Origin of the sequence: Aeromonas sp. R5-1 (assembly GCF_040908265.1) — a bacterium.
GTDB lineage: Bacteria > Pseudomonadota > Gammaproteobacteria > Enterobacterales > Aeromonadaceae > Aeromonas > Aeromonas caviae.
On the sequence record NZ_JBFODJ010000071.1, the window covers coordinates 1 to 25,150 of the forward strand.

23 protein-coding genes are annotated in these 25,150 nt (G+C 63.3%); 10 read left to right on the top strand and 13 right to left on the bottom strand.

Annotated elements, in window-relative coordinates:
* Positions 1-8: 8 nt before the first annotated feature.
* From AB5Y64_RS10655 to norV, 7 genes are all read right to left on the bottom strand, one after another.
* On the bottom strand, positions 9-1,427 hold the full coding sequence (locus AB5Y64_RS10655) for an IS66-like element ISAs21 family transposase (RefSeq protein ID WP_004576012.1): 1,419 nt from the start codon (positions 1,425-1,427) through the stop codon (positions 9-11).
* A 64-nt stretch (positions 1,428-1,491) separates the two neighbouring features.
* Positions 1,492-2,535, bottom strand: a complete 1,044-nt coding sequence (locus AB5Y64_RS10660; protein ID WP_368203750.1) for a tryptophanase — start codon at positions 2,533-2,535, stop codon at positions 1,492-1,494.
* A 203-nt stretch (positions 2,536-2,738) separates the two neighbouring features.
* A complete protein-coding gene (gene tnaC, locus AB5Y64_RS10665) occupies positions 2,739-2,822 on the bottom strand; it encodes a tryptophanase leader peptide (protein ID WP_069652909.1) in 84 nt (27 codons plus the stop codon).
* A 176-nt stretch (positions 2,823-2,998) separates the two neighbouring features.
* Positions 2,999-4,216, bottom strand: coding sequence for a 4Fe-4S binding protein (locus tag AB5Y64_RS10670; RefSeq protein WP_039041008.1), 1,218 nt, complete (start codon positions 4,214-4,216; stop codon positions 2,999-3,001).
* 122 nt (positions 4,217-4,338) lie between these two features.
* The gene (locus AB5Y64_RS10675; protein WP_226044870.1) at positions 4,339-4,677 is read right to left on the bottom strand and encodes a DUF1971 domain-containing protein; all 339 of its coding nucleotides are present in this window, start codon (positions 4,675-4,677) and stop codon (positions 4,339-4,341) included.
* Positions 4,678-4,728: 51 nt separating this feature from the next.
* Positions 4,729-5,895 (bottom strand): NADH:flavorubredoxin reductase NorW, encoded by a 1,167-nt coding sequence (gene norW / locus AB5Y64_RS10680; protein ID WP_368203752.1) that lies wholly within the window; start codon positions 5,893-5,895, stop codon positions 4,729-4,731.
* The gene (gene norV / locus AB5Y64_RS10685) at positions 5,892-7,376 is read right to left on the bottom strand and encodes an anaerobic nitric oxide reductase flavorubredoxin (RefSeq protein ID WP_368203754.1); all 1,485 of its coding nucleotides are present in this window, start codon (positions 7,374-7,376) and stop codon (positions 5,892-5,894) included. The genes norW and norV overlap by 4 nt, the downstream gene beginning before the upstream one ends.
* Positions 7,377-7,546: 170 nt before the next feature.
* On the opposite strand from norV, the gene norR reads away from it, so the two are divergent.
* A complete protein-coding gene (norR, locus tag AB5Y64_RS10690; protein WP_368203756.1) occupies positions 7,547-9,073 on the top strand; it encodes a nitric oxide reductase transcriptional regulator NorR in 1,527 nt (508 codons plus the stop codon).
* A gap of 82 nt (positions 9,074-9,155) precedes the next feature.
* Here norR and AB5Y64_RS10695 read toward each other — a convergent pair whose 3' ends face one another.
* Positions 9,156-10,160, bottom strand: a complete 1,005-nt coding sequence (locus AB5Y64_RS10695; RefSeq protein WP_041212034.1) for a substrate-binding domain-containing protein — start codon at positions 10,158-10,160, stop codon at positions 9,156-9,158.
* Between the two features lie 435 nt (positions 10,161-10,595).
* Here AB5Y64_RS10695 and AB5Y64_RS10700 point away from each other — a divergent pair, with 435 nt between their 5' ends.
* From AB5Y64_RS10700 to AB5Y64_RS10725, 6 genes are all read left to right on the top strand, one after another.
* A complete protein-coding gene (locus AB5Y64_RS10700; RefSeq protein WP_039041003.1) occupies positions 10,596-11,717 on the top strand; it encodes a branched-chain amino acid ABC transporter substrate-binding protein in 1,122 nt (373 codons plus the stop codon).
* Positions 11,718-11,783: 66 nt separating this feature from the next.
* Positions 11,784-12,710 (top strand): high-affinity branched-chain amino acid ABC transporter permease LivH, encoded by a 927-nt coding sequence (gene livH, locus AB5Y64_RS10705; RefSeq protein WP_119197145.1) that lies wholly within the window; start codon positions 11,784-11,786, stop codon positions 12,708-12,710.
* A gap of 82 nt (positions 12,711-12,792) precedes the next feature.
* Positions 12,793-14,061 (top strand): high-affinity branched-chain amino acid ABC transporter permease LivM, encoded by a 1,269-nt coding sequence (locus AB5Y64_RS10710; protein ID WP_039041002.1) that lies wholly within the window; start codon positions 12,793-12,795, stop codon positions 14,059-14,061.
* Entirely contained in the window at positions 14,058-14,831 is a 774-nt protein-coding gene (gene livG / locus AB5Y64_RS10715) for a high-affinity branched-chain amino acid ABC transporter ATP-binding protein LivG (RefSeq protein ID WP_010672381.1), read from the top strand. Before AB5Y64_RS10710 ends, livG begins: the two co-directional genes overlap by 4 nt.
* Positions 14,832-14,841: 10 nt before the next feature.
* The gene (locus tag AB5Y64_RS10720) at positions 14,842-15,543 is read left to right on the top strand and encodes an ABC transporter ATP-binding protein (RefSeq protein ID WP_010672380.1); all 702 of its coding nucleotides are present in this window, start codon (positions 14,842-14,844) and stop codon (positions 15,541-15,543) included.
* Between the two features lie 82 nt (positions 15,544-15,625).
* Complete coding sequence (locus AB5Y64_RS10725; protein WP_039041001.1) at positions 15,626-16,471, top strand: AraC family transcriptional regulator; 846 nt, start codon at positions 15,626-15,628, stop codon at positions 16,469-16,471.
* Here the strand turns inward: AB5Y64_RS10725 and AB5Y64_RS10730 are convergent.
* Positions 16,450-17,043 carry a LysE family translocator gene (locus AB5Y64_RS10730; protein WP_039041000.1) on the bottom strand — a complete coding sequence of 198 codons (594 nt, stop codon included), beginning with the start codon at positions 17,041-17,043 and terminating at the stop codon, positions 16,450-16,452. The two genes, AB5Y64_RS10725 and AB5Y64_RS10730, sit on opposite strands and share 22 nt — an antisense overlap.
* 163 nt (positions 17,044-17,206) lie before the next feature.
* On the opposite strand from AB5Y64_RS10730, the gene glpE reads away from it, so the two are divergent.
* Positions 17,207-17,530: a thiosulfate sulfurtransferase GlpE gene (glpE, locus tag AB5Y64_RS10735; protein ID WP_005307320.1), complete on the top strand. Its 324-nt coding sequence runs from the start codon at positions 17,207-17,209 to the stop codon at positions 17,528-17,530.
* A 29-nt stretch (positions 17,531-17,559) separates the two neighbouring features.
* Positions 17,560-18,393 carry a rhomboid family intramembrane serine protease GlpG gene (glpG, locus tag AB5Y64_RS10740; protein ID WP_368203769.1) on the top strand — a complete coding sequence of 278 codons (834 nt, stop codon included), beginning with the start codon at positions 17,560-17,562 and terminating at the stop codon, positions 18,391-18,393.
* Positions 18,394-18,569: 176 nt separating this feature from the next.
* Here the strand turns inward: glpG and AB5Y64_RS10745 are convergent, their stop codons facing one another.
* Positions 18,570-20,987 carry a VolA/Pla-1 family phospholipase gene (locus tag AB5Y64_RS10745; RefSeq protein WP_368203760.1) on the bottom strand — a complete coding sequence of 806 codons (2,418 nt, stop codon included), beginning with the start codon at positions 20,985-20,987 and terminating at the stop codon, positions 18,570-18,572.
* A 300-nt stretch (positions 20,988-21,287) separates the two neighbouring features.
* Here AB5Y64_RS10745 and AB5Y64_RS10750 point away from each other — a divergent pair, with 300 nt between their 5' ends.
* Positions 21,288-21,545, top strand: coding sequence for an accessory factor UbiK family protein (locus AB5Y64_RS10750; RefSeq protein ID WP_010672374.1), 258 nt, complete (start codon positions 21,288-21,290; stop codon positions 21,543-21,545).
* 139 nt (positions 21,546-21,684) lie between these two features.
* On the opposite strand, the gene fre is transcribed toward AB5Y64_RS10750, so the two are convergent.
* The 3 genes from fre to AB5Y64_RS10765 all read right to left on the bottom strand — a co-directional run bounded on the left by fre (position 21,685) and on the right by AB5Y64_RS10765 (position 25,048).
* Positions 21,685-22,383 (bottom strand): NAD(P)H-flavin reductase, encoded by a 699-nt coding sequence (fre, locus tag AB5Y64_RS10755; RefSeq protein WP_010672373.1) that lies wholly within the window; start codon positions 22,381-22,383, stop codon positions 21,685-21,687.
* A gap of 154 nt (positions 22,384-22,537) precedes the next feature.
* Positions 22,538-24,007: a 4-hydroxy-3-polyprenylbenzoate decarboxylase gene (gene ubiD / locus AB5Y64_RS10760; RefSeq protein WP_010672372.1), complete on the bottom strand. Its 1,470-nt coding sequence runs from the start codon at positions 24,005-24,007 to the stop codon at positions 22,538-22,540.
* A 33-nt stretch (positions 24,008-24,040) separates the two neighbouring features.
* The gene (locus tag AB5Y64_RS10765; RefSeq protein ID WP_010672371.1) at positions 24,041-25,048 is read right to left on the bottom strand and encodes a hypothetical protein; all 1,008 of its coding nucleotides are present in this window, start codon (positions 25,046-25,048) and stop codon (positions 24,041-24,043) included.
* Positions 25,049-25,150 lie beyond the last annotated feature (102 nt).

A 25,150-nucleotide genomic window follows, 5' to 3' on the forward strand; every position in this document is an offset into this window, starting at 1 on the left:
GTAACCGTTCACCGGGACGGTGTTGACAGCACCAACTCCTCCGGGAACGGGTAGTCGGTTTTCTCGATGCAGGACCTGACAACTGCCCTCAGCCACTCCTGCGGGCAGCGGCCCAATCGCTTGGCCGTCTCCACCAACGATAGGATACGCTGCCTGAACTGCTCGCCTCGATGCGACCAGACGCCATAGCTTCCCTTGCGCCACAGCACATAGCCACGCAGCGCCCGCTCCGCTTCATTGTTGGTCAGCGCTATCTCGTCGTTTTCCATAAAACGCCATAGCATCTCATCGTCCTTGAGCAGTAACTGGCAGCGCCCACGGTAGCGCTTGGAACACAGTACACTGCCCCGCTCCAGCTGCCTTCGCCAGCTTTGCCGACATCGCTGCAACCTTCGCTGGTACTGCTCCCGGCTTAAGCAGCCTTGTTCATAGCCATGCCGGGTTCTGAACACCGTGTCAGCCAGCAGTACCAGCCGGGCTCCGATAGGCTGGTTGACGGCGTCGCTACTCTCGGCAATCGCCGCCACGTTGCGCAGCACATGCGCCCAGCACAGTTGGCGCTGGGCGCTGTCGATGAAGCGGTATCCCGCATACTGGTCGGTCACCAGCACCCCATCAAGCTCACTGCCCAGCAACCGCTTCGCTGCCTCCTGACCGCGGCCAAACGCCGTCATGAAGCAGACCGCGACCTTGCTCAGGGCCAGCCACATCCAGCGTCGCTCACCGCCCCGCTGGTGCCGGGTTTCATCGGCATGGATGATGGCGGCAGACTGCACTTGCTGTTTGATGGCTTGGTGGGTCGGGGTGAGCATGGCGCTGACCCGGCCTTGCGCTTCACTGATGGCGCCTCGGCTAAAGCTCAAACCGAAGTGCTGCTTGAGCTGCTGCTGTATCTTGCTGATGCTCTGGTGGAACTGACCACTCTGCAAAGCGATATAGCTCAGCAGATTAGCCCCCATCTGGCTGTGGCTCACCGTATCGGGCAGGGCTGCTTCACTGGTGGTGACGCACCCACGGCAGGTGCCCCGATACAGCTGATGCTCTGTCACCACATAGCTGACCTCGGGCAGGTCAAACACCTGATGAACCCGGTAGGGCTTGTCATGGGACACCACCTGCTCACCACAGCAGGCGCACTGCCGGGCAGGATAGTGTGGTATTGCCGTCAGTCGGTCGTCCTCAGGATGACGTTCACGCCGCTGCCCCTTGTGGCCAGGCTGGGCACCACGAGCCTTGCCGGAAGCGGGGCGCTTGCGCGCAGGCGGGGTCCCCGAGCCATCAGTGGAGGGGGGCTTGGAGGAGTTATTGCTGTTTTGGTTGAGGCGGTCTTCAAGCTCGGCGATGCGCGCCATCAGCTTGTAAATCAGCTCGTTGGCTTGCTCGAGGGTCAGCGGCAGGCCGGGTGGTGGCGTAATGGGTTTGCTCATGACGTGATGGTGCCAAGCTGGCGGGATCAGGCAAGGGGCAACAGTGGATCAAGGGATGATCGTCTCACTTTTTCCTGTCAATGCCATCTGGGTGAACAGTTACGATGCGATAGGCCAGCCAGTCCTGGCGCATGCCGTCCCGCAGGCCCACCGCCAGGCGCTCCATGGCGCCCCCTTCCAGGCCGCCATAGGTCGGGAAGCCTTCCTGCACCACGCACAAGGTGCGGCACTCGGTGTAGACGTCCAGCATGCTGTCATCCTTGAAGCACAGCAGCCCCCCCATCTGCACCATGGCATCCTTCTTCGCCGACATGGCGAGGCCGTCGGCGTACTTGTAGGACTCTCTGGTAATCTCCTCGATGGTCCAGTTCGCGTAGCCAGGCTCCCGCTGCTGGATGAAGTAGGCGTTCTCGGCGAAGCGGGCGGAGTCCATGATGACCGGGATGTCGTACTTTCTGGCGATCTCGTACACCGCCTTCAGGTTGGCAATGGAGACCGGCTGCCCCCCGGCGGAGTTGCAGGTGATGGTGCTGACGATGTAGGGCACGTTGGCGGGGCCCGCCTCCAGGATGGCCTCTTCCAGCTTCACCAGATCGAAGTTGCCCTTGAAGTCGGCGGTGACCGAGGTATCGAACGCCTCCCTGGTGTAGACGTTCTTCGCCACGCAGCAGTTGATCTGGGTGTGGCCCTGGGTGGTGTCGAAGAAGTAGTTGGAGAGGGCCACCATCTTCTTGCGATCCAGCCCCTTCTCCTGCTCCCGCTTCTTGATGAGCACGGGGATGTAAATCTGCTCGGCGCCGCGCCCCTGGTGAGTGGGGATGGTCAGGGAGTAGCCGAAGATCTCCTGCACCGCCTGTTGCAGGGCATAGTAGCTGCGGCTGCCGCTGTAGGCCTCGTCACCGCGCAGCATGGCGGCCTGCATGTCCTGGGTGATGGCGCCGGTGCCGCTGTCGGTCAGCAGGTCGATGAAGACGTCTTCGCTGTCCAGCAGGAAGGGGTTCATGCCCGCCCGGACAATGGCCTCTTCCCGATAGGCACGGGTGGTGCGTTTGACCGGCTCGATGACACGAATACGGAAGGGTTCGGGCAGATGCTTGAAGTTTTCCATAATATAAACACCCCAGATTTAAATATTCAGAATGAGTCTCTTCCCCCGCCGAAAATAGAATGTCCGGCAGGTGGGAAATATTGGTAAATAGGTGCACGACATCGCCTCGCCAGAATAAACAGGCGAAGACGGGTGCAGCTATTTCAGTTCAGGAATGGAGGCGGGCTCGTGACATGGCAGGCATGCCGCGCCGCCGCGGGGAATTACAGCGGGAAGAAGAACGCGATCTTATGGTCCAGGGTAAACCACTTGGGATAGCTGACCTTGATATTCATGTTGTTGCTCATCCAATTGATATTAACAACGCCAAATAACAGCACCCATTATGGTGGGGAGCGCTATATGATCAATTGCAATATGAGCAAAGTGGGATGGCGCTAACAATTTGGCGGGGGATTTTTATACAGCTTTTATCGCCAATCCGAAAGATCCCCCCATCATCCACCTTTTGCCCTTTCCCCCCTCAGTGGCTCAACCAGGGCAGCCGCTGCAACAGCTCGTAGCGGTCAGGGATCGGTGTCTGGCTGACCCAGAGATCCAGCAAGCCGTAGGAGAGCAGCGGCAACACCAGCAGCAACAGACAGAGCAGTCCCAGCAGTTGGCGGGGGGCGAGCCGGCGCCCCTGGGTGCCCAAGTGCAGCGCATCAGCCCGCTTGGGGCAGGCGGCCACGCAGCTCTGGCAGCTGGTGCACTCGAGACTGCGCACCGCGATAAGCTGGTGTACCTGGATGCGAGACGGGCAGGCCCGGCTGCACTTGTCGCAGTCGTGGCCCAGGCTTCGCAAGCAACGGGCCGGGTCACGGCGAATGCGCAGCGGGGTCAGCAGGCCGAGCAGGGCCATCCAGGCGCCATAGGGACAGAGGTAGCGACAGAACCCTTGCCGGAAGGTGGCGGTGAGCAGCAGCACCCAGCCAAGGCACAGGCCCGAGATCAGGGTCAGGTTGAAGAAGAAGGCCCCCATCTTCATGTCCGCCGCCTGATGGTAGGGGCTGGCAAGGTAGCCGGGCAGGGCGGCGGCGGGTACCGCCAGCAAGATGATGAAGAGCAGAAAACCGAGCACCAGAAACTTCTGGCCGCGCAACACGGCATCGAGCCAGCGCGGCGGGGTCCACTCCCCCGGCAACAGGCGCGAGCGCAGGCCGTGCAGCGACTCCCCCACCAACCCGAGCGGGCAGAACCAGGCACAAAACGCCCGACCCAGCAGCAGGGCCGACAGGGAGAGCACCAGCACGGTGACGGTGGCCGCCGGATGGTGGGGGTCCGTCAGCCCCTGCCCGAGCCAGGCCCGCAGCCCGAGACCACCTGCGATGGGCAGGAAACCATCCACCACGTCGGGGCGCACCAGCCAGGGGGTCATCCCCAGCCCCAACTGTCCGATATGAACAACATATTGAACCGCCACCAACACCCAACACAGCAGCAATAGCTGCCTGGTGGCCGTTCTGAGACGTTGACTGTCTATGTGGGCCAGCATGAGTAGGGGGCGGTAGCGCAGCCAGAGCGCCAGGGTCGTGGCCACCAGCCCCAGTGCGAGCCAGAGTACCGAATCCGCCACCAGCAGCCAGAGCGCGGCGGCCAACAGCAGAGAGAGCGTCCAACCCCAACCGCTGCGGCCCTGCCACAACAACAGAACCAGATAGACCAGACCCGAGGTCATGGTCAGGGCTTCCAACAGGCTCATGCTTCCCTCACAGTGCTCATCCGAATCGAGGGGGCAGGATAACCAACATCTGAGTTGATGATTTTGATCTGCATGGGCAGAGGGGGCATTTGCCCGCTCCGCCCCCTCAGCCTTAAACCCCGTTATTTGCGGCTGTGGAACAGCGGCTGGTCGGATTCGGCCTGCTCGGCCCAGAAGTGGATGTTGAAGCGGGCATCCTCCGACAGCTCGACCCTGTGCCAGTACTGGGGCGGGCTGGTGGCAAACTCCCCAGCCCGGATCACCATGCTCAGCTCGGGCTCCTCGGCCTGTTCGTCGGCAAAGCCGTGATAGGTGACGGTCCCCTCCATCACGCAGAGCTGGCCGAACACCCCGGCCGCAGTGTTGTGGTGGGTGAGCAGGGCCTGGGGCACGTTCTGGCGGGTGAAGAAGGGGGTGGAGCGGCGCACTACCCAGTGAGACGGAATCAGTTGCATGGCCATATCGGTTCTCCTCAGATGGCCGGGTCAGCCCGGCCTGACGTTATCAATGAATCAACGGGGCAGCTGACGCAGCAGCGGGAAGGCGGCACTCATCTGGTCGCCCCCCACCACGAAACCGCACAGCTCGCCATCTTCGCCGCGCGCCTCGGCCACCATGCCGTGGCTGTTCCAGCGGCACTGCCAGGCGAGATCTTCACCCCGGGTACGACCCGCCAGTTGCAGCGGGTAGCGCGGCGTCTTCACCTTCACCAGCATGGGCGGCAGGGCCAGCAGGGTCGGCGTGCCGAGCAGGGTGCGCGCCAGCGCATTGGCCCCCAGCACTATGGGTTGCAGGAAGGGGAGCAGCTGACCCTGCCACTGCACGCAATCCCCCAGCGCGAAAATATGGGGGTCGCTGGTCTGCAGCCGATCGTCGACCAGGATACCGCGCTCCACTGCCAGCCCGGCCCCGCGGGCCAGGGCCAGATTCGGCCGCAGGCCGATCGCGGCGATCACCAGATCCTGCGCACTGACGCGCCCGTCGGTCAGGGTGACGCGCCAGCCATCCCCCGGCTGGGCATCCATCCTGGCGAGACCCGTCCCGCACTGCAGGCTGACCCCCTGGCTGCGCAGCGCCTGTTGCAGCGGCTCGGTCAGGGTGGCGGGCAGCAGGGCGCTTAAGGGGCTTCCCGCCAAGTCCACCAGCGTCACCTCTTTTCCTGCGCTCGCCATGTCCATCGCCAGCTCGCAGCCGATGAGCCCCGCCCCCAGCACCAGAATGCGGCGGGCCTGGCGCAGTTGCGCCTCGATGGCGGCGTACTCCTGCTGGCTGTTGAGGGTGACCAGGTGTTCGCTGCCCGGCAGATCGGGGCGCACCGCGCTCGCCCCGGTGGCCAGCACCAGCTTGCCGTAGGGGAATTCCCCCTGCTCGGTCAGCACCAACCGCCGGACAGGGTCGATGCCGAGCACCGGGCTGTGGGGCAGCAGCGCGATGCGCTGCTGCTCGGCAAAGTCGCTGCCGCTAAGACGGGTCATGGCTGCGGCGGCGCAGCCCCGGCTCACCACATGGCTCAAGTCCGGCTTGTTGTACTCGTCGCCGCTGTCGGCGGTGATGAGGCGGATAGGCTGATCCCAGTCCAGCTTGCGCAGGCTCTTGACCAGCTGCTGGGCAGCGAAGCCGCTGCCGATCACCACTATCTCCCGGCTGATGCCAGCGTCAGTTTGAATTGCTGCGCTCATACACAGGCCTCCACGGCGCAGGGTTCGAATACCTCCTTGCCGATGCCGCAACCCGGGCAGAGGAAGCTCTCCGGTACCTGGGCCCAGGGGGTGCCCGGCGCCACCAGCTGATCCGGCTCGCCCTGGGCCGGGTCGTAAACCCACTGGCAGACGGTGCAGAGCATGGCCTGGTCGTCATCCCATTCGGCGGCAGCCGCTTCGGTTTGCGGCTCAACAGCAGGCATCGCGGGGACGGGCGTCACGGTTGCCTGAGTCGTGGTGATCGGGCGGGGTGCGTCCAGGGGGTGCAGCGCCCACTGACGGGCGAGCTGGCGGCCATGCTCGCGGCATTCGGCCAGCGCCGAACCATCCGGGCGCCACTTGGCCTTGAGGGAGAGGCTGATGTCGAAACCTGCATCCATCAGGCGAGTCTGGATCCGGTCCACCGCACCGCCGGTCCAGCCGTAGCTGCCGAACGCCGAGGCGCGCTTGTTGCGAAAACGCAGGCCGGTGATCTCTTCGAGCATGCCCGCCACCTTGGGCATCATGACGTTGTTCATGGTGGAGGAGCCCACCAGTATCCCCTTGGAGCGGAACACCTGGGTCAGGATCTCGTTCTTGTCGTGGCGGGCCACGTTGTAGATCTTCACCGCCACGCCGGGGTCCACCTCGTGGATGCCCTGGGCGATGGCGTCGGCCATCATGCGGGTGTTGTTGGACATGGAGTCGTAGAACAAGGTGATGCGGTCTTCCTGATAGTGGTCGGCCCACTCCAGGTATTTCAGGATGATCTGGGTGGGGTCCTCGCGCCAGACGATGCCGTGGGAGGTGGCCACCATGCTCACCGGCAGGTTGAAGCCGAGCACCTCCTTGATCTTGGCGGTCACCAGCGGGCTGAAGGGGGTAAGGATGTTGGCGTAGTAGCGCTGGCACTGCTCCATCAGCTCGCTCTGATCCACCTCGTCGTTGAACAGGTGCTCGTCGCAGTAGTGCTGGCCGAAGGCGTCGTTGGAGAACAGCACCGCATCCTCGGTCATGTAGGTCATCATGCTGTCGGGCCAGTGCAGCATGGGGGTCTCGATGAACACCAGCTGCTTGCCGTTGCCGATGTCCAGGCTGTCACCGGTCTTGACCGGGTGGAAGTTCCACTCCGGGTGGTGATGATGGCCGGTGATGGAGTCGATGGCGTTGTGGGTGCAATAGATGGGGGTGCCTGGGATACGGGCCATCAGCTCGGTCAGGGCGCCGGCGTGATCCTCCTCGGCGTGGTTGATCACCACGTAGTCGATGGAAGCGAGATCGATCTCGGCCGCCAGGTTCTGCACGAACTCACGGCTGAACTTGTGATCGACGGTATCGATCAGCACATTCTTCCCTTCGCGGATGAGGTAGCTGTTGTAGCTGGTGCCCTTGTGGGTCTTGTACTCGGTGCCGTGGAAGTCGCGTACCTCCCAGTCCCGTTGGCCGACCCAGTGAATGTTGTTCTTGACGTGAATGCTCATCAGGCAGTTCCTCGGATGCAATAGTGGATGTTCAACTGAACCAGCTATTGCAGCGGACATGCCAACTTGTAACCCATTGTTTTTAATGGCTTCGTATATCACTCGTTGTCATTAAGACACCACACCTTTATAGTCAAAATCACAAATACACTGTCATTTGGACAATTATCGTGATCTCGACCGACAGCCTGGCGCGCATCGCCCTCGACCTGCAACTCGGCATCTCTCATCAGGACCGCTTCCACCGCCTGATCCAGAGCGTTCGCAGCCTGCTGAACTCGGATGCCTCGGCCCTGCTGCGCTACGAGGGGGGCCAGTTCATCCCGCTGGCCATCGACGGCCTGATGCAGGACGTGCTGGGTCGCCGCTTCGCCCTCAAGGATCACCCGCGCCTCGAGGCCATCGCCCGCGCCGGGGATGTGGTGCGCTTCCCTGCCGACAGCGCCCTGCCCGACCCCTATGACGGCCTGCTGCCGGATCACGACGACTTCAAGGTGCACGCCTGCGTCGGCCTGCCGCTCTTCTCGGATCAGACCCTCATCGGCGCCCTGACCATAGACGGCATGAACCCGGCCCAGTTCGACGGCATCAGCGACGAGGAGCTGCGTCTGGTGGGGGCCCTGGCCGCCGCCGCCCTCGACAACGCGCTGCTGCTGGAGCGGCTCGCCCGCCAAAGCAGCGAGCCCCTGGTCCCCGGCACCCGGCCCGGCCCTGAGCAGCCGGAGATGATAGGCCACTCCCCCGCCATGGCCCGGTTGCGCCACGAGATAGACGTGGTGGCCAGCTCGGAGCTGAACGTGCTGATTTTGGGGGAGACCGGGGTCGGCAAGGAGCTGATCGCCAAGGCGGTGCATGGCGGCTCGCCCCGCGCCCATACCCCCCTGGTCTACCTCAACTGCGCCGCCCTGCCCGAATCCGTGGCCGAGAGCGAGCTGTTCGGCCACGTGAAGGGGGCCTTTACCGGCGCCATCCACAACCGGGCGGGCAAGTTTGAGCTCGCGGACAAGGGCACTCTGTTTCTCGACGAGATAGGGGAGCTCTCCCTGGCACTGCAGGCCAAGCTGCTGCGGGTGCTGCAATACGGGGATCTGCAGCGGATCGGTGACGACACCCCGCTCAAGGTGAATGTGCGCATCCTGGCGGCCACCAACCGGGATCTGAAACAGGCGGTGGTCGAGGGGCAGTTTCGGGCCGACCTCTACCACCGGCTGAGCGTGTTCCCGATCCACGCCCCGGCACTGCGGGAACGCCCGGGCGACATTCCCCTGCTGGCCGGTTACTTTTGCGAGCGCTGCCGGCTCGGCCTGGGGCTGGAGCAGCTGCGTATCCAGCCACAGGCGCTGCAACTGCTCGAGCGTCACGACTGGCCCGGCAACGTGCGCGAGCTGGAGCACGCCATCCACCGCGCCGCCGTGCTGGCCAGGGCCGAGCAGGGCAGCCCCTCGCCGACCCTGGAACCCCACCACTTCAACCTGGGGACGACGGGCTCATCCCTGCCCGCCGACACCGTCAGCCAGCCCGCCTCTCCGGCCATTGTCGGCCTCGGCCTTCGCGCCGCCACCGATCTGTTCCAGCGCCAGCTCATCGAGCAGACCCTGACCGCCCATGACGGCAACTGGGCCGCCACCGCCCGGGCGCTGGATCTGGATGGCGGCAACCTGCACCGCCTCGCCAGGCGGCTCGGCCTCAAGGCCTGACGCCCCAGATACGAGAGGGGCCCAAAAACAGAAACCCCCTCGCTGGCGAGGGGGTTTCTAGTTCATGGCACCCGTGGCGCCGTCAGCGCAGGGACTTGACCGAGCGGCGGACGATGAGCTCGGGCTGCACCGTCATGGACTCCACTTCCAGCTCCTTGTTGCGGATCCGGCTCACCAGTTGCTGCACCGCCAGCAGACCGAGCTCGGCCTTGGGGTGGCGGATGGTGGTGAGCGGCGGGCTGGAGAAGCGCGCCATCTCCACGTCGTCATAGCCGATCATGGAGATATCGTCCGGCACCTTGACCCCGGCCTCCCAGGCGGCGCAGATGGCACCGATGGCCATGGGATCGTCGAAGGCAAAGACCGCAGTCGGGCGAGGGGTGAGGGCCAGGATGCGCTGCATGGCATCGAAGCCGCTCTGGCTCTCGTAGTCCCCTTCGAAGATCTGCTCTTCTTTCAGGGTCATCCCCTGTTCAGCCAGGGCATCGCGCACCCCGTCCAGCCGCTGCTGGGTGGTCGGCTTGGCGAGATGGCCGGTGATGCAGACGATGTCGGTATGGCCCTGCTCCAGCAGATGGCGCACCGCCAGACGCGCGCCGATGCGGGCGTTGTCGTTGATCACGTTGGCGAAATCGCACTCGTTGCCCCAGTCCAGCACCACCTGCGGCACCTTCTTGTGGATGCGCAGCATGTCCCTGAACTGGGTGTCGATATCGGTCCCCAGCACCAGCAGACCGTCCACCCGCTTTTCCATCAGCATGCGCAGATAGTGCTGCTGGCGTGGCGGCTGGTTCTCGGTGTTGCACAGGATCAGGCTGTAACCCTGCTCGAAGCAGTAGGCTTCCACCCCCTGTACCACTTCCGCGAAGAAGGGGTTGGCACTGGTGGTCACCAGCATGCCAATGGTCTTGGTCGAATTGATCTTGAGACTGCGCGCCACCGAGTTGGGCGCGTAGTTCAGCTCTGCCACCGCCTCAAGCACTTTCTGGGTTGCGTCTTCGCTGACCCGACGGGTGTGATTGAGTACATGTGAGACGGTGGAGATGGATACGCCTGCGCGCGAGGCGACATCCTTGATAGTTGCCATCTCTGTCTCCTGAATAACAAAGGCGGAACAGTAGCAGATTTCCCGAATAAAGGCTTGGTTTTAACGGGCGCTGCCAATGAATTATCAATGCTGGCTAATCTATGCGGTCATTTCTTTTTGCGCAAACGGATTTTGGTCAAAATGAGAGCGGACGCAGAATGAAATATCGTCAGTTTTTTACTCTGGAAATTGTCACCATGACAATTTGTTATCTGTATGTTGCACCACCTTGACAACATTAAACTCCAATAAACAGCAATAAACTGCGCGTTAGTTTCACAAAACCCCTCTCGCGCCTGCTCCGGTTAGTATCTTTAACATCTTGTTATTGCCCGGCGAGGAATGATAGAACCTTATCTATCGCCGGGCTGGCGGGACACAGGCTCGGAATGACGTGCATAAAATGAAACAATTCACTGATTAAGGGACGAATCAATGCATAACTTCAGCAAAATGGCAGTCAGAGCAGCGGTTTCTTTGGCTCTGTTTGGATCAGTTTCCATGGCCAATGCGGCCGATACCATCAAGATCGGCATCGCCGGCCCCCTGACCGGCCCGGTCGCCCAGTACGGTGACATGCAGTTCACCGGCGGCAAGATGGCGGTCGAGCAGATCAACAAGGCGGGCGGCATCAAGGGCAAGCAGATCGAAGCCGTCATCTATGACGATGCCTGCGATCCCAAGCAGGCTGTGGCCATCGCCAACAAGGTGATCAACGACGGCGTCAAGTTCGTGGTCGGCCACCTCTGCTCCGACAACACCCTGCCCGCCTCCGACATCTATGAAGATGAAGGGGTACTGATGGTCACCCCCGCCTCCACCAACCCCAAGATCACCGAGCGCGGTTACCAGCTGACCCTGCGTACCATAGGTCTGGACAGCGACCAGGGCCCGACCGCCGCCAAGTACATCATCGAGCAGGTCAAACCCCAGCGCGTGGCCGTCATCCACGACAAGAAACAGTACGGCGAAGGCATCGCCTCCAGCGTGAAAGCCGCGCTGGACAAGGCAGGCGTCAAGGTCGTTGCCTATGAGGGCATCACCGCCGGCGACAAGGACTTCTCCGCCCTGATCGCCAAGCTGCAAAAAGAGAACGTCGACTTCGTCTACTACGGCGGCTACCACCCGGAGCTGGGTCTGATCCTGCGCCAGGCTGGCGAGAAGGGTCTGAAGGCCAAGTTCATGGGTCCGGAAGGCGTGGGCAACAAGGACATCTCCGCCATCGGCGGCCCGGCTTCCGAAGGCCTGCTGGTGACCCTGCCGAACAAATATGACCTGGTGCCGGCCAACGCCCCCATCGTAGAAGCGTTCAAGGCCAAGGGTCAGGACTCCTCCGGTCCGTTCGTCTGGACCACCTATGCCGCCATGCAGGCCCTGGCGGCCGGTATCGCCAAGGCGGGCGAGGATGATCCGGCTGCCGTCGCTGCCGCCATCAAGGCCGCACCGATCGACACCGTCATGGGCCCCCTGACCTGGGCACCGAACGGTGACCTCAAAGGCTTCGAATTCGGTGTGTTCCAGTGGCACGCCGACGGTACCTCCACTCAACTCAAATAATCTGCCGGTCGGGGTGACGTGAGTCACCCCTCCTTTCTTTGCGGGCAAGTACACAGGGAACGCGGTATGTCCGAACACCTTCTTTATCTGGTTCAGCAGTTGCTGAACGGATTGACCATAGGCAGCACCTATGCGTTGATCGCCATCGGCTACACCATGGTCTACGGCATCATCGGCATGATCAACTTCGCCCACGGCGAGGTCTACATGATCGGCTCCTATGTCGCCTTCATGGTGATGGCCGGGCTCATGATGATGGGCATCGACAGCACCGTGCTGCTGCTGGGGGGCGCCTTCCTGGTCAGCATCATCATCACCGGCAGCTATGGCTGGTCCATAGAACGGGTGGCCTATCGTCCACTGCGGGGCGGCAACCGCCTGATCCCCCTCATCTCCGCCATCGGCATGTCGATCTTCCTGCAGAACATGATGCGGATGGCCCAGGGCTCGCGTGACATCGCCATGCCCACTCTGATCTCCGGGGGCTGGACCCTCGGCGGCGAGGATGGCTTCCAGGCCAGCCTCTCCTACATGCAGCTCATCATCTTCGTGGTGACCTTCATCACCATGCTGGCGTTGACCCAGTTCATCGGCCGCTCCCGCATGGGGCGTGCCTGCCGTGCCTGTTCCGAAGACATCAAGATGGCCAACCTGCTAGGGATAGACACCCACGTGGTCATCTCCATCACCTTCGTGCTGGGGGCCGCCCTGGCCGCCGTCGCGGGGGTGCTGCTCGGCATGTACTACGGTGTCATCAACCCCTATCTCGGCTTCATGGCGGGCTTGAAGGCCTTCACCGCTGCGGTATTGGGCGGCATCGGCAGCATTCCCGGTGCCGTACTGGGCGGCCTGCTGCTCGGCGTCGTGGAAGCGCTCACCGCGGGCTATCTCAGCACCGAGTACAAGGATGTGATGGCCTTTGCCCTGCTCATCTTCGTGTTGCTCTTCATGCCCACCGGCATCCTGGGTCGTCCGGAGGTCGAGAAGGTATGAAAAACCAATCTATGCATGCCCTCGTGCTGCTGTTCATGACCATCACTGGCATTCTCGGCCGTCCGGAAGTGGAGAAAGTCTGATGAAACGTCAATTTATCCATGCCTGCATCGCCAGCCTGGTGCTGCTGGTGCTCTCCTTCTGGCTGCTCGGCTTCAAGCTGGAGACCGATGGCTCCCGCCTGCTGGTGGTGAGCCGCCTCGATGTATCGCTGGCCTGGCTGCTGGGGGGCGCCACCATCGTTTTCTGGTTCCAGATGCTGCGCGGCCAGATAAGCCGGCTGTTCCAGGCCTCCATCAGCGGCTTCTCCGTCGGCTTCACCAAGCTGGTGCTGCCAAGCCCCGAAGAGGCCCCCAAGCTCTATAACCTGACCGCCGTGCTGGTGCTGCTGTTTGCGGTGAGCTGGCCCTTCATGGCCTCCCGCGGCGCCATCGATCTGGCCACCCTCACCCTGATTTACATCATGCTGGGGCTGGGACTGAACGTGGTGGTGGGCCTCGCCGGTCTGCTCGACCTCGGCTACGTCGGCTTCTATGCGGTCGGCGCCTACAGCTACGCCCTGCTCAACACCTACTTCGGTCTGAGCTTCTGGGAGTGTCTGCCCATCGCCGGTCTGCTGGCGGCCACCTTCGGCTTCCTGCTCGGGTTCCCGGTGCTGCGGCTGCGGGGGGACTACCTGGCCATCGTCACCCTGGGCTTTGGCGAGATCATCCGCATCCTGCTCAACAACATGACCACCCTGACCGGCGGTCCGAACGGGATCTCCGGCATTCCGAAACCGACTCTGGGGGGGCTCGAGTTCAACCGCACCGTCAAGGATGGGGGCTTTGGCACCTTCCACGACTTCTTCGGCATCGCCTACAACGCCAACCACAAGGTGATCTTCCTCTACCTGATGGCCTTGGTGCTGGTAGTGGCGACCCTGTTCGTCATCAACCGCCTGCTGCGCATGCCGCTCGGCCGTGCCTGGGAGGCGCTGCGGGAAGACGAGATCGCCTGCAAGTCCCTGGGGCTCAACCCCACCATCATCAAGCTGACCGCCTTCACCATAGGCGCCTGCTTCGCGGGCTTTGCCGGCAGCTTCTTCGCCTCGCGCCAGGGCTTCATCAGCCCGGAATCCTTCGTCTTCATCGAGTCGGCCATCGTCCTTGCGATTGTGGTGCTGGGGGGCATGGGATCCCAGATCGGGGTGGTGCTGGCGGCCATCGTGATGACGGTGCTGCCGGAGCTCGCCCGCGAGTTCAACGAATATCGCATGCTGATGTTCGGTCTCTTGATGGTATTCATGATGATCTGGCGGCCGCAGGGACTGCTGCCCATGAGTCGACCCCATATGGAGCTGCGTAAATGAGCAACAATCAACCATTGTTGGATGTCTCAGATCTGTCGATGCGCTTTGGCGGCCTGCTCGCGGTCAACGGCGTCAAGCTGGATGTGGAAAAGGGGGAGGTGATCTCCATCATCGGCCCCAACGGGGCGGGCAAGACCACCATCTTCAACTGCCTGACCGGCTTCTATCGCCCGAGTGGCGGTGTCATTCGCTACAAGGGTGAGGAGATCCAGGGGTTGCCCGGCCACCTCATCGCCCGCAAGGGCATAGTGCGGACTTTCCAGCACGTGCGCCTGTTCAAGGAAATGACAGCGGTAGAAAACCTGCTGGTGGCCCAGCACAGGCATCTCAATACCGGATTCATCGCCGGCCTGTTCAAGACCCCCTCCTTCCGCCGTGCCGAGAAAGAGGGGCTGGAGCAGTCCGCCTTCTGGCTGGAAAAGGTGGGCCTCAAGGATCTCGCCAACCGCGCCGCGGGCAACCTGGCTTACGGCCAGCAGCGCCGCCTCGAGATCGCCCGCTGCATGGCGACCCGGCCCGAGCTGCTGATGCTGGATGAACCGGCCGCAGGTCTCAACCCCAAGGAGACCGACGAGCTCAACGAGCTCATCTCCAACCTGAGGGACGAGTTCGGGGTCTCGGTGCTGCTGATCGAGCACGACATGAAGCTGGTGATGGAGATCTCCAACCGCATCTTCGTGGTCAACCAGGGCACCCCGCTGGCCCACGGCAAACCGGACGAAATCCGCAGCAATCCGGCGGTGATCAAGGCCTATCTGGGCGAGTCGTAAGGACAAAAAGATGTTAGAACTTCGCAACGTATCGACCCACTACGGCAAAATTCAGGCGCTGCACGACGTCAGCGTCGAGGTGAAAGAGGGGGAAATCGTCACCCTGATCGGCGCCAACGGCGCCGGCAAGACCACTCTGCTGATGACCCTGTGTGGCGAGCCCAAGCCCAGCAGCGGTTCCATCTGGTTCGAGGGGGAGCAGATAGACTCTCTCACCACCGCCCGCATCATGCGCAAGGACATCGCCGTGGTGCCGGAGGGGCGCCGCATCTTCGCCCGCCTCACGGTGGAGGAGAACCTGCTGATGGGGGCCTTCTTCGTCGACAAGGCGGAGCAGCGCGGCCTGCTGGATCAGATATTTACCCTGTTCCCCCGCCTGCACGAGCGGCTGGAGCAGCGGGCAGGCACCATGTCCGGCGGCGAGCAGCAGATGCTGGCCATCGGCCGCGCCCTGATGAGCAAGCCGCGCCTGCTGCTGCTGGATGAACCCTCCCTGGGACTCGCGCCCATCGTCATCCAGCAGATCTTCGACACCATAGAGCAACTGCGCCAGAAGGGGATGACCATCTTCCTGGTGGAGCAGAACGCGAACCAGGCGCTCAAGCTGGCGGATCGCGGCTATGTGCTGGAGAACGGCCGGGTGGTGCTGCAAGACACGGGAGAGGCCCTGTTGGCCAACCCCGCCGTCCGCCAGGCCTATCTCGGCGGCTGAGGATGCAGCAACCATCGTCACCCTTCCCCTGCCGCGCTCCCCGAGCCCGGCAGGGGAACAGCCCCCCGCCGAGGAGCACATCGTGAGCCGAGCGCGGGCGACACAGGATCAGCACCACTTCTGGCACGATCCCGCCCTGCCCTTCATCGAGGCGCGGGCGGTGCAGGATGGCCGGCGCGTCTGCTACGACAAGCACAGCCACCCCCACTTCTCCATCGGCGCCATCACCGGCGGCCACAGCCACTACCTCAACCAGCGCAGCCTGCAAGAGGTCGGCCGCGGCAGCCTGGTGCTGATGAACCCGGAAGAGGTGCACGCCTGCAATCCCGTCGCGGACCAGCCCTGGTCCTATCTGATGTTCTACATCGACAACCTCTGGTTGCAGCGCCAGCAGGAGGAGGCCGGGCTCGGCAACGCGTTTCGCCCCTTCGACATGACCGCAAGCCGGGATCCCCTGCTCTACCAGGGGCTCTGCCGGCTTCATCGGCAACTGGTGGAGGAGCCGGATCCCCTGGCTCGCGAAGTGGCCTGCCACCTCTTCAGCCGCCAGCTTCTGGCCAGGCTCACCCCGGCCAAGTGGGATGACCGCCCTCCCCAGCACCTGCAGCGAGCCGCCGAGCTGATGCAGGACGAGAGTGCCTGCGCCCTCACCCTGGCACAGCTGAGTGCGGTGGCCGGGCTGACCCCTTCCCACTTCGTGCGCGCCTTCAGCCGCCACTACGGCATGACGCCCCATTCCTACCTGCTCGATCAGCGCATTCGCCACGCCCGCACCCTGCTGCGCCAGGGGCAGCCCCTGGCGGAAGTGGCCCTTGCCAGCGGTTTTGCCGATCAGGCCCACTTCCAGCGCCAGTTCAAACGCCGGGTGGCCGCCACCCCGGGCCAGTACAGAGCGCAGCTCGCCCCTCAGGACGAGCGCACCAGATAGGCGGCGCTGAGCAGCAGCAAGAGCGCCATGGCCCGATTGAACCAGCGCAACCGGCGAGGAGAGACCAGCCACCCCTGCAATCGGCTGCCCGCATAGGCCCAACAGGCGATGGAGCCGAGGCAGATCACCAGATAGATGCCGGTAAAGAGGGCGATCTGGCGCATGCCGCCCGCGATCCCATAGGCTCCCATCCCCATGCTGGCGGCGAGCCAGGCCTTGGGATTCAGCCACTGCATCAAGGCCCCGTACCAGAAGGCGGGGGGCACGCCCTCCACTTCCTCCACCTCGCCGCTGTCCACCAGCAACTGCCAGGCCATCCAGCCGAGAAAGAGCACGCCGCCCCAGTGAATGGCCCCCAGCGCCACAGGCCAGCGGGACAGAGCGCCGCCAAGACCCAGCCCCATCAGCAGGAGCAGCAGGATGAAGCCGAGGGTGGCCCCCACCACGTGGCGCAGGCTGGCCGTGAAACCGTACCGGGCGCCGGTGCCAAGGGCGACCAGATTGACCGGCCCCGGGGAGATGGACATGGCCAGGGCAAACCCGGCCATGGATAACAGCAGACTGAATTCCATGGATGATGCTCGTTCAATTGAGGGAAGTCCGAGCCTACCCGGCCCCGGCGGCCCGATATTGAAGAAAATTGCGATCCCCTGGATGCCGCCCCCATTGCACACTTAGCGCAAACCGCCGCTTGCGGTAAACTGCCCTTCAACCCTCCATTTTCAGGACATCTCAATGGACCAGTTTGCCCATATCAGCGCCCATGATGCCCACCAGAAGCTGAGCGCAGGCGAAGCCCGTCTCGTGGACATTCGCGATCCCCAATCCTTCGAGACGGCCCACGCGGTCGGCGCCTTCCACCTCACCAACGGCACCCTGGTTCGCTTTATGAACGAGGTGGACTTCGATACCCCTGTCATCGTGATGTGCTATCACGGCAACAGCAGCCAGGGGGCAGCCCAGTACCTGCTGCAACAGGGCTATGACGAGGTCTATAGCCTGGATGGCGGTTTCGAGGCCTGGCGCAGGGAGTTCCCCATCCAGGCGGGGGACGCATGACAGAGGCGGGTCGCTCCTCCTCCACCGGCATGATCCAGCTGCTGGTGCTGGGCGACGCCCGCATGGCCCAGGCGCTGGTGGATTATCTCGCTACCCTGGGCATTCCGTGCGAGCTGACCCAGTCCGAGCTCGGCGTCTCGGTCTGGCTGGCGGATGAACGGCGCCTCGCCCAGGCCCAGCAGGAGGTCAAACGCTTCCTGAGCGAACCCAATCACCCCCGCTACATGGAGGCCTCCTGGCAGTCCGGCCATGCCGATGCCCGGATCGACTACAGCAAGGGGATGACGGATCCGGTCACCGATTTCCTCCACCAGGCGGGCCCTCTGACCCTGGTGGTCATCATCGCCTGCCTGGCCATCTACGCTCTGGATGCCATCGGCCTGCCCATCTTCGACGAGCTCGCCTTCCACCCCACCCTGGCCCAGTTCACCGACTGGCAGGCCTGGCGCTACGTCACCCCGGCCTTCATCCACTTCTCGGTGCTGCACCTGGTGTTCAACCTGTTGTGGTGGTGGTATCTCGGTGGCCAGATAGAGCAGCGCCTCGGCAGCGGCAAGCTGTTCATCCTGCTCATCGTCGGGGCTGCCCTGCCCAATATCGCCGAGTTCTTTGCCAGCGGCCCGCGCTTTGGCGGCCTCTCCGGGGTGGTCTATGCCCTGCTCGGCTACAGCTGGCTGCGAACCAGGCTGCAACCGGATTGCGGCCTCGCCATGCCGCCAGCCCTGATGGGCTTCATGCTGGTCTGGCTGGTGCTCGGCTTCCTGGACATGCTCGGCACCCCCACCGCCAACATGGCCCATTTGGTCGGCCTGCTGGTCGGTCTTGCCCAAGGCTGGCTGGACAGGCACCACAGGCCGGAGTGAGGCCTGGTTGCCGGCAACGGCTCGGCAACCAAAGCGACCACCAACATGGCTCACCTGGCGGGCCTGCTGATCGGCCTTGCCCAGGGCTGGCTGGACAGGCGCCACAGGCCAGCCTGAGCCGATTTGCCATAAAAAAACGCCGCCCCAAGGGGCGGCGTTTTTATTGGTCGGCCGGCTTACTGCTTGAGCAGGCTGGCGTCGGTCACCTTGACCGCGGTACCGCCACTTGCGAAGAAGCTGCCGAACTGGGTCTGCATCTCGGTGGTGACGGCGCCGGTCGGATCGAAGTTCTCGTCCGGTGCCAGCAGCGAGCTGTGCCCCCCGGCCACGAAGCGGGCCGCTCTGTGGTTGGCGGCGCCGGTGGCGGTCAGCGGTTGCAGGGCCAGGACCTTGAACAGCGGCTCGGTGCCACCCAGCGGGGCGGTGGCGATGCTGTTCGGGATCACTCGATCCGACAGGCTCAGGGCGCCGTCGCCGACGATTTCGGTGGCAAACAGCGGGAAGTCCGCCGCGATACCGCTCCCCAGGTTGATGGGGTCGGCCGAATCCAGCACCGACTGCGCCGCGAAGCTGTAGCTCTGCAGGGTACTGGCCGCCGTGGCCTGGGTGGCCGCATCCTGGCTCGGCAGGAACTCGTTGACGAAGCAGGTCGGCACTGCCGTCTTGCAGTTCGGGGCGTAGGCGGTGAAGGCTGCCTTCAGGGCTGCACTGCCAGCGGTCAGCACGCTCATCTGGATGGTCGGACCGAAGGTCGGCGAGTTCAGCAGCAGCGGCGCTATGCCGCCACCCGGCATGGCCAGGCCGCCAGTGTCGAACTTGAACAGGGCGTCTGCCGTCGGGTTGCCAACAGAATGGTTGGCCACCGCCAGCAGGTTGGCCCCCGCGATGGCACCCAGGGAGTGACCCAGGAAGTGCACCTTGAGGCTGCCTGCGGTGCCGATGGCGCCCTTGGCATTGGCCAGCCCCACTGCCAGACGCAGGCCCAGCAGATCCGCCACGCTCTGTTTCAGGTTGTCACGGGCCACGGTCAGGTAGCTCAGGTTCAGGTAGGGAGTCGGGTTGTCGGAGGTGGTCACCGAGTCCATGCTGCCGGTCAGGGCGAAGCCGCGTTCACCATGCAGGGGATGATCGATCACCACCACGGCCACGTTCTTGCTCGCCTGGGCACCGGCACCAATCTGGCCAAGGGCCAGGGCGTAGGCGTTCTCCTTCACGGAGGTGACGCCGTGCTGATAGATGATCACGTCGGTGATGTTCGCCAGCGGTGCGGCGGCGAAGATCCGCATCGGGACGGACTGCACCTCTTCCAGTGCCGGCAGCGGGTTGAAGCGCCCGATATTCATCTCGGGATCCAGCGCCTTGCCGCCGGAGGTGAGGGTCACCCCGATCAGCTTGCTCGCCTCCGCCAGCAGCTCGGCCTGACGGCTCGGATCGGCGATGAGTTCGCCCAGCAGGGCCGGATCCACACCCGCCCCCACCAGGCCGCCGATCACTTCGGCATCCTGGGCCTTCAGGGCGTTCGCGATGGCGTAGAGGCTGGGGATGGCACCGTGCCAGGACTGGGTCTTCGCCTTGTCCCAGGAGCCGGCGGTAGCCGGGGAGGAGAGGAAGTAGGGCAGCTTGACGGTGCCGCTGTAGACGGTGGTACCCAAGGCCAGATTGTGGAGTGGAGTGCCGTCACCAAAAGCGGCGGCAATCGCATCCTTCTGCTCCTGGGGCAGGAAGTTCTCGGCGTCCAGCTGGGTCAGGAAGGGGCTGCCGCCGCTCACCGACAGGGTATAGGTGCCAGGCAGGCTGGTATTGCCCAGGGCGTCCTGCTTCCACAGGGCGGCGGCGTCCAGGGTCGGGCTCTTGAGCACGGATGCGGCCGCCCCTTTCACCGCCACCAGCACGTCGGCGCCGGACTGGGTGCCGAACCAGTCGGAGAAGATCACGTGATCGCTGGTGATGCCGGTGGCAGCCTTGAACAGCCCTTCCTGCAGCGCAATCAGGCCGCTGATGGTCTGCTCCTGGGCGTTGCTGCCGGTGCTGGTCTTGTAGTTGCTGTAGTCGCTACCCGGTCGCAGGGGGGCACCCGTGCTGTCTCTGAGGGTATCAGTCGCCACTATCATGTAGTAGGAAGAGGGGTTGAGAGGCTTGAGCGGCACCAGATTCAGCTTGCCGGTCGTCTCGGCCACCACGAAGTCCACCCCGTAGGTCAGCACCTTTTTCACGCCGCTCGGACGCAGGGCCGCACTGTCAAACTCCAGCTCCATCAGGTAGAGGGGTGCCACGGAGGCTGCGAATTCAGCAGCGGCCGGCGCCTTGACCTGGATGCCGGAGGCCGTCACCGGCACTATCTGGATCGCCTGGGTAGTCGACCAGCCATCCAGGGTGGAGAGGGCGGACACCGGGTTGGAGAGATCCGCCGTTTCCGTGGAGAATTTCAGGGTACCGTCGGTCGCACGGGCTGCCAGGGCGCTGGGTCGGACTGCATTGGAGCCGCTCAGCAGATAATCGAGATAGCTTGAGGTATCGCCTGTGTTGTCGTCACTGCCACCACAACCGCTCAGCAGCGCACTGACGACGGCCGCGTAAATTAGCTTTTTCTTCATATCCTTATCTCTTTTATGTTGTTATCCATGATGAGCCTGACGGGGTAGGGTTCAAACCCGACCGAATCATATTAACAGCAACGCAACAATTAATAAGCCTCTGGTCAGTCATCTGATCTGATTTTTTGTGTACACCATCAAGGAATTGGAATTGATCCCCGGCGTCACAGGGTAGCAGCCAGGGTGCATCAACCAGACCCGACCAGAGCCCTGCTGGATCCATGGCGCAAAAAGCCGCTCCGATCTCGGCAAAGGGGACGATTTGTCGGTAGAATGGCGCCATTGCTTAAGGAGACCCCCATGATCGACCCGAAAAAACTGGAAGAGATCGCCAAACAGATACACAACGCCCTGCCCCCCGGCATTCGCAGCATGGGTGAAGAGGTGGAGAAAAAGACCCGTCAGGTCTTGCAGGCCCAGCTCAACAAGCTGGATCTGGTGAGCCGCGAGGAGTTCGACGTGCAGACCAAGGTGCTGCTGCGCACCCGGGAGAAGCTGACCGCCCTCGAGGCCAAGCTGGCCCAGCTCGAGCAGCAGCTCGCTGCCAAGGGCGAATGATCCGGCGTGACCCGCCGTAGATAGCACAAACCCCAGCCAGGCTGGGGTTTGTCGTTTTTATGGGGACAACGAGTTTCTCATCCCCCCTTCTCTCGCAAGACGATAAGGGGGCAGATCGACACACTGCGGTCGGCCGTGGTCAGATAAACTCGTAGGCATCGCCGAAGATGCGCTCGGGCTCGGCGCCCAGCACCTTGAACTCTTCCCGCGCGGCACCGGCCATCTCGAAGCGGCCCGCCACATAGATGTCGTAGTCATGCAGGCTGACGAAGTCATCCATGATGGCCTTGTGCACCAGCCCGGTCCTGCCGGTCCAGTCGCTCTCGGGCTCCTGCACCACGGGAATGAAGGTCAGCGGCGCGTAGTCGCGCTCCCACTGCTGCATCTGCTCCAGCTCGTAGAGCCAGTGCGCCTGGCGTACCCCCCAGTAGAGGAACACCGGACGCTTGCTGCCGCTGCCGATCAGGTATTCCAGGATGGCGCGGGCATAGGAGAAGCCGGTACCGCCCGCCATCAGGATCAGCGGTCGGGGGGATTCGTCGCGCAGGAACGCCTTGCCGGCGGCCAGCTCGACCTCGATCTCTCCCTGCTCGCGCATGCGGGCCAGCACCTGACCGGCATAGGCATTCTCGGGAGTGGCACCGATCTGCAGCTCCAGCACGCCGGAGCGGGTCGGCGAGTTGGCGATGGAGAAGGGGCGCTTGTCCGAATCGCTCATCACCACCAGCAGATACTGGCCCGGCTTGAAGCTCACCTCCTGCTGCGGCGCCAGCGCCACGTGCCAGATGGTGTCGACATATTCGCGCAGTTCCTCTACGCGGCACTTGATACGTTGCATTCTTGTCCTTGTGAGGGGCCTGCCCGGCCCGCTTCGCTCATGGTTTCACTGTTTTTATGGCGACCAGTTGGTGGTCAGGTCCGTCGAGCATACCCAATTCGGCACGGCAATACCGCACTTTTGCGTCACAATGGCCGCGCCGCATCGGGATCCCTCAGTCGAGGATCTTCAGCTCGTCCCAGATGGCATCGATCTTCTGCTTTACCGCCTCGTCCTGGACGATGGGCTGACCCCACTCCCGGTTGCTCTCCCCCGGCCACTTGTTGGTGGCATCCAGCCCCATCTTGGAGCCGAGCCCGGAGACCGGCGAGGCGAAGTCCAGGTAGTCGATGGGGGTGTGCTCGATCAGGGTGGTGTCCCTGGCCGGATCCATCCGGGTGGTGATGGCCCAGATAACGTCCTTCCAGTCCCGGGCGTTGATGTCGTCATCGCAGACGATCACGAACTTGGTGTACATGAACTGGCGCAGGAAGGACCAGACCCCCAGCATCACCCGCTTGGCGTGGCCGGGGTAGCGCTTCTTGATGGTCACCACCGCCATCCGGTAGGAGCACCCCTCCGGCGGCAGGTAGAAATCCACGATCTCGGGGAACTGCTTCTGCAACAGCGGCACGAACACCTCGTTGAGCGCCACCCCGAGCACCGCCGGCTCATCGGGCGGACGGCCGGTGTAGGTGCTGTGGTAGATGGCATCCCGGCGCATGGTCATGTGGGTGATGGTGAAGACCGGGAACTCGTCCACTTCGTTGTAGTAGCCGGTGTGATCGCCGTAAGGCCCTTCGGGGGCCATCTCCCCCGGCTCCAGATAGCCTTCCAGCACGATCTCGGCGCTGGCGGGCACTTCCAGATCGCAGCTCAGCGCCTTCACCACCTCGGTACGGCTGCCCCGCAGCAGACCGGCAAAGGCGTATTCGGAGAGGCTGTCCGGCACCGGCGTCACCGCGCCCAGGATGGTCGCCGGATCGGCGCCCAGCGCCACCGCCACCGGGAAGCGTTCGCCCGGGTGGGCCTCCTGCCACTCGCGAAAATCGATGGCGCCGCCCCGGTGATCCAGCCAGCGCATGATCAGCTTGTTCTTGCCGATTTTCTGCTGGCGATAGATGCCAAGGTTCTGCCGCTTCTTGTAGGGACCGCGGGTGATGGTCAGACCCCAGGTGACCAGTGGCGCCACATCCCCGGGCCAGCAGTGCTGGATGGGGATCTGATCCAGATCCACCGCGTCCCCTTCCAGCACCACCTGCTGACAGGGGGCCGAAGAGAGCCGCTTGGTCGGCATGTTGAGCACCTGCTTGAAGATGGGCAGCTTCTCCATCAGCTCCTTGAGCCCGCGAGGCGGCTCCGGCTCTTTCAGATAGGAGAGCCAGGTCCCCACCTGGCGCAGGGCGCTGACGTTGGGCTGGCCCATGCCCATGGCAACCCGGTCCGGCGTGCCGAACAGGTTGGTCAACACCGGCATGGTGTAGCCCTTGGGATTCTCAAACAGCAGAGCCGGGCCCCCCGCACGCAGGGTACGGTCGCTGATCTCGGTCATCTCCAGATAGGGGTCTATCTCGCGACTGATGCGCCTGAGCTGTCCGTTTTGTTCCAACTGCGCGATAAAATCACGCAAGTCCTTGTATTTCATGCAAGTACCCCAGCGGGATCAGGTGGTCCCGCATTATAACCCTGGCGGCGTATCCGGTGTACCCGTATCGGACCTCATGACGGACGAGGCGTGTCGCCGCTCCTGAAGCGTCAGCCGGTTTGCCAATTGACCCAGGAGCCTGGGCTCGTCCATCTGCAACAACAGGCCGGCCACCAGCCCGCCATACTGGTGCTTGCCGAGTTCGGCCAGGAGGAACTGCTGGGCCCCGTCCGGCAAGGGGGAGAGGCGGCTGAGCTGGTGCAGGGCGGGGACCATCAGGCGGCTGTTCTGGCTGGCGGCGATCAGCAGATCGCTCGCCTCCTGACCTGAATAAAAGCGGGAAATGGTGTGTAGCGCAGTCAGGCTATCGTGATCCACTGGCTGACGCCACAGCTTGAGGTAGAGTGCCGTCTCCCCGGTCTGTTCGATGAAGTGCAGCAGCAACTGGTTGTCCGGCAGGAAGAGATTGAGGGCGGCAAGCCGCTGCGCCTCCCGGCGCAGCACGGATACCGGCTGCCGATCGAGCACCGCCAGCAGGGCCTGCTGCTGCTGTGCCAGCTCGGGATTGCGGCTGTAGTAGACCTGCTTGAAGTCGAAGCGATCCTGCTCCAGCAACTGGCGATAGTTGTCCTGCCAGGCCAGCTGCTGCCAGTGGCTCAGCACCAGCCGGGCCTCGGCGGGGAAGTCATAGGCGGGTAGCTGCACCAGGAAACCGTCCACCTTCCCTTCCACCAGCCATTGTGGCGCCTTGGCCGCTTGTGCCCGTACCCAGGCCAGCAGCGCCGGGCTCGGTGCGCCCGATGACTTGAGCTCACCCAGCAACTGGAACAACAGGAACTCCCGCTGCCCCACCGACAGGGTCTCGAGCAACGAGTCCATGGCATCAAACTGTCCGAGCGCCATGCGGCCGTCCAGGTACGCCCGATGCCCCTCCAGTCCCTCGTCCGCCACCAGGGGAGCCTGCAATTGCGGCGGGGAGTCGGCATGCACCGGGGCCGCCAGCCACAACCAACCCATCCATATGAACAACACCAGCTTCATGACGTCCCTTTCCTTGTGACATCGAGGCTTCATACTACTAAGCCAGCCGTGAAATAGATAAACAAAAACCGCGACCTGGGCCGCGGTTTTGTCATTGAAGAG

Bases quoted from the DNA above. Each gene is read 5' to 3' on its own strand.
- AB5Y64_RS10730 (WP_039041000.1), bottom strand. From the start codon at position 17,043: ATGGAATTCAGTCTGCTGTTATCCATGGCCGGGTTTGCCCTGGCCATG.
- AB5Y64_RS10670 (WP_039041008.1), bottom strand. From the start codon at position 4,216: ATGAGCCTGTTGGAAGCCCTGACCATGACCTCGGGTCTGGTCTATCTG.
- AB5Y64_RS10655 (WP_004576012.1), bottom strand. From the start codon at position 1,427: ATGAGCAAACCCATTACGCCACCACCCGGCCTGCCGCTGACCCTCGAG.
- norV (WP_368203754.1), bottom strand. From the start codon at position 7,376: ATGAGCATTCACGTCAAGAACAACATTCACTGGGTCGGCCAACGGGAC.
- AB5Y64_RS10675 (WP_226044870.1), bottom strand. From the start codon at position 4,677: ATGGCCATGCAACTGATTCCGTCTCACTGGGTAGTGCGCCGCTCCACC.
- norW (WP_368203752.1), bottom strand. From the start codon at position 5,895: ATGAGCGCAGCAATTCAAACTGACGCTGGCATCAGCCGGGAGATAGTG.
- livH (WP_119197145.1), top strand. From the start codon at position 11,784: ATGTCCGAACACCTTCTTTATCTGGTTCAGCAGTTGCTGAACGGATTG.
- AB5Y64_RS10660 (WP_368203750.1), bottom strand. From the start codon at position 2,535: ATGGAAAACTTCAAGCATCTGCCCGAACCCTTCCGTATTCGTGTCATC.
- glpG (WP_368203769.1), top strand. From the start codon at position 17,560: ATGATCCAGCTGCTGGTGCTGGGCGACGCCCGCATGGCCCAGGCGCTG.
- AB5Y64_RS10700 (WP_039041003.1), top strand. From the start codon at position 10,596: ATGCATAACTTCAGCAAAATGGCAGTCAGAGCAGCGGTTTCTTTGGCT.
- AB5Y64_RS10695 (WP_041212034.1), bottom strand. From the start codon at position 10,160: ATGGCAACTATCAAGGATGTCGCCTCGCGCGCAGGCGTATCCATCTCC.
- AB5Y64_RS10745 (WP_368203760.1), bottom strand. From the start codon at position 20,987: ATGAAGAAAAAGCTAATTTACGCGGCCGTCGTCAGTGCGCTGCTGAGC.
- AB5Y64_RS10765 (WP_010672371.1), bottom strand. From the start codon at position 25,048: ATGAAGCTGGTGTTGTTCATATGGATGGGTTGGTTGTGGCTGGCGGCC.
- AB5Y64_RS10750 (WP_010672374.1), top strand. From the start codon at position 21,288: ATGATCGACCCGAAAAAACTGGAAGAGATCGCCAAACAGATACACAAC.
- fre (WP_010672373.1), bottom strand. From the start codon at position 22,383: ATGCAACGTATCAAGTGCCGCGTAGAGGAACTGCGCGAATATGTCGAC.
- glpE (WP_005307320.1), top strand. From the start codon at position 17,207: ATGGACCAGTTTGCCCATATCAGCGCCCATGATGCCCACCAGAAGCTG.
- ubiD (WP_010672372.1), bottom strand. From the start codon at position 24,007: ATGAAATACAAGGACTTGCGTGATTTTATCGCGCAGTTGGAACAAAAC.
- livG (WP_010672381.1), top strand. From the start codon at position 14,058: ATGAGCAACAATCAACCATTGTTGGATGTCTCAGATCTGTCGATGCGC.
- AB5Y64_RS10710 (WP_039041002.1), top strand. From the start codon at position 12,793: ATGAAACGTCAATTTATCCATGCCTGCATCGCCAGCCTGGTGCTGCTG.
- tnaC (WP_069652909.1), bottom strand. From the start codon at position 2,822: ATGAGCAACAACATGAATATCAAGGTCAGCTATCCCAAGTGGTTTACC.
- AB5Y64_RS10720 (WP_010672380.1), top strand. From the start codon at position 14,842: ATGTTAGAACTTCGCAACGTATCGACCCACTACGGCAAAATTCAGGCG.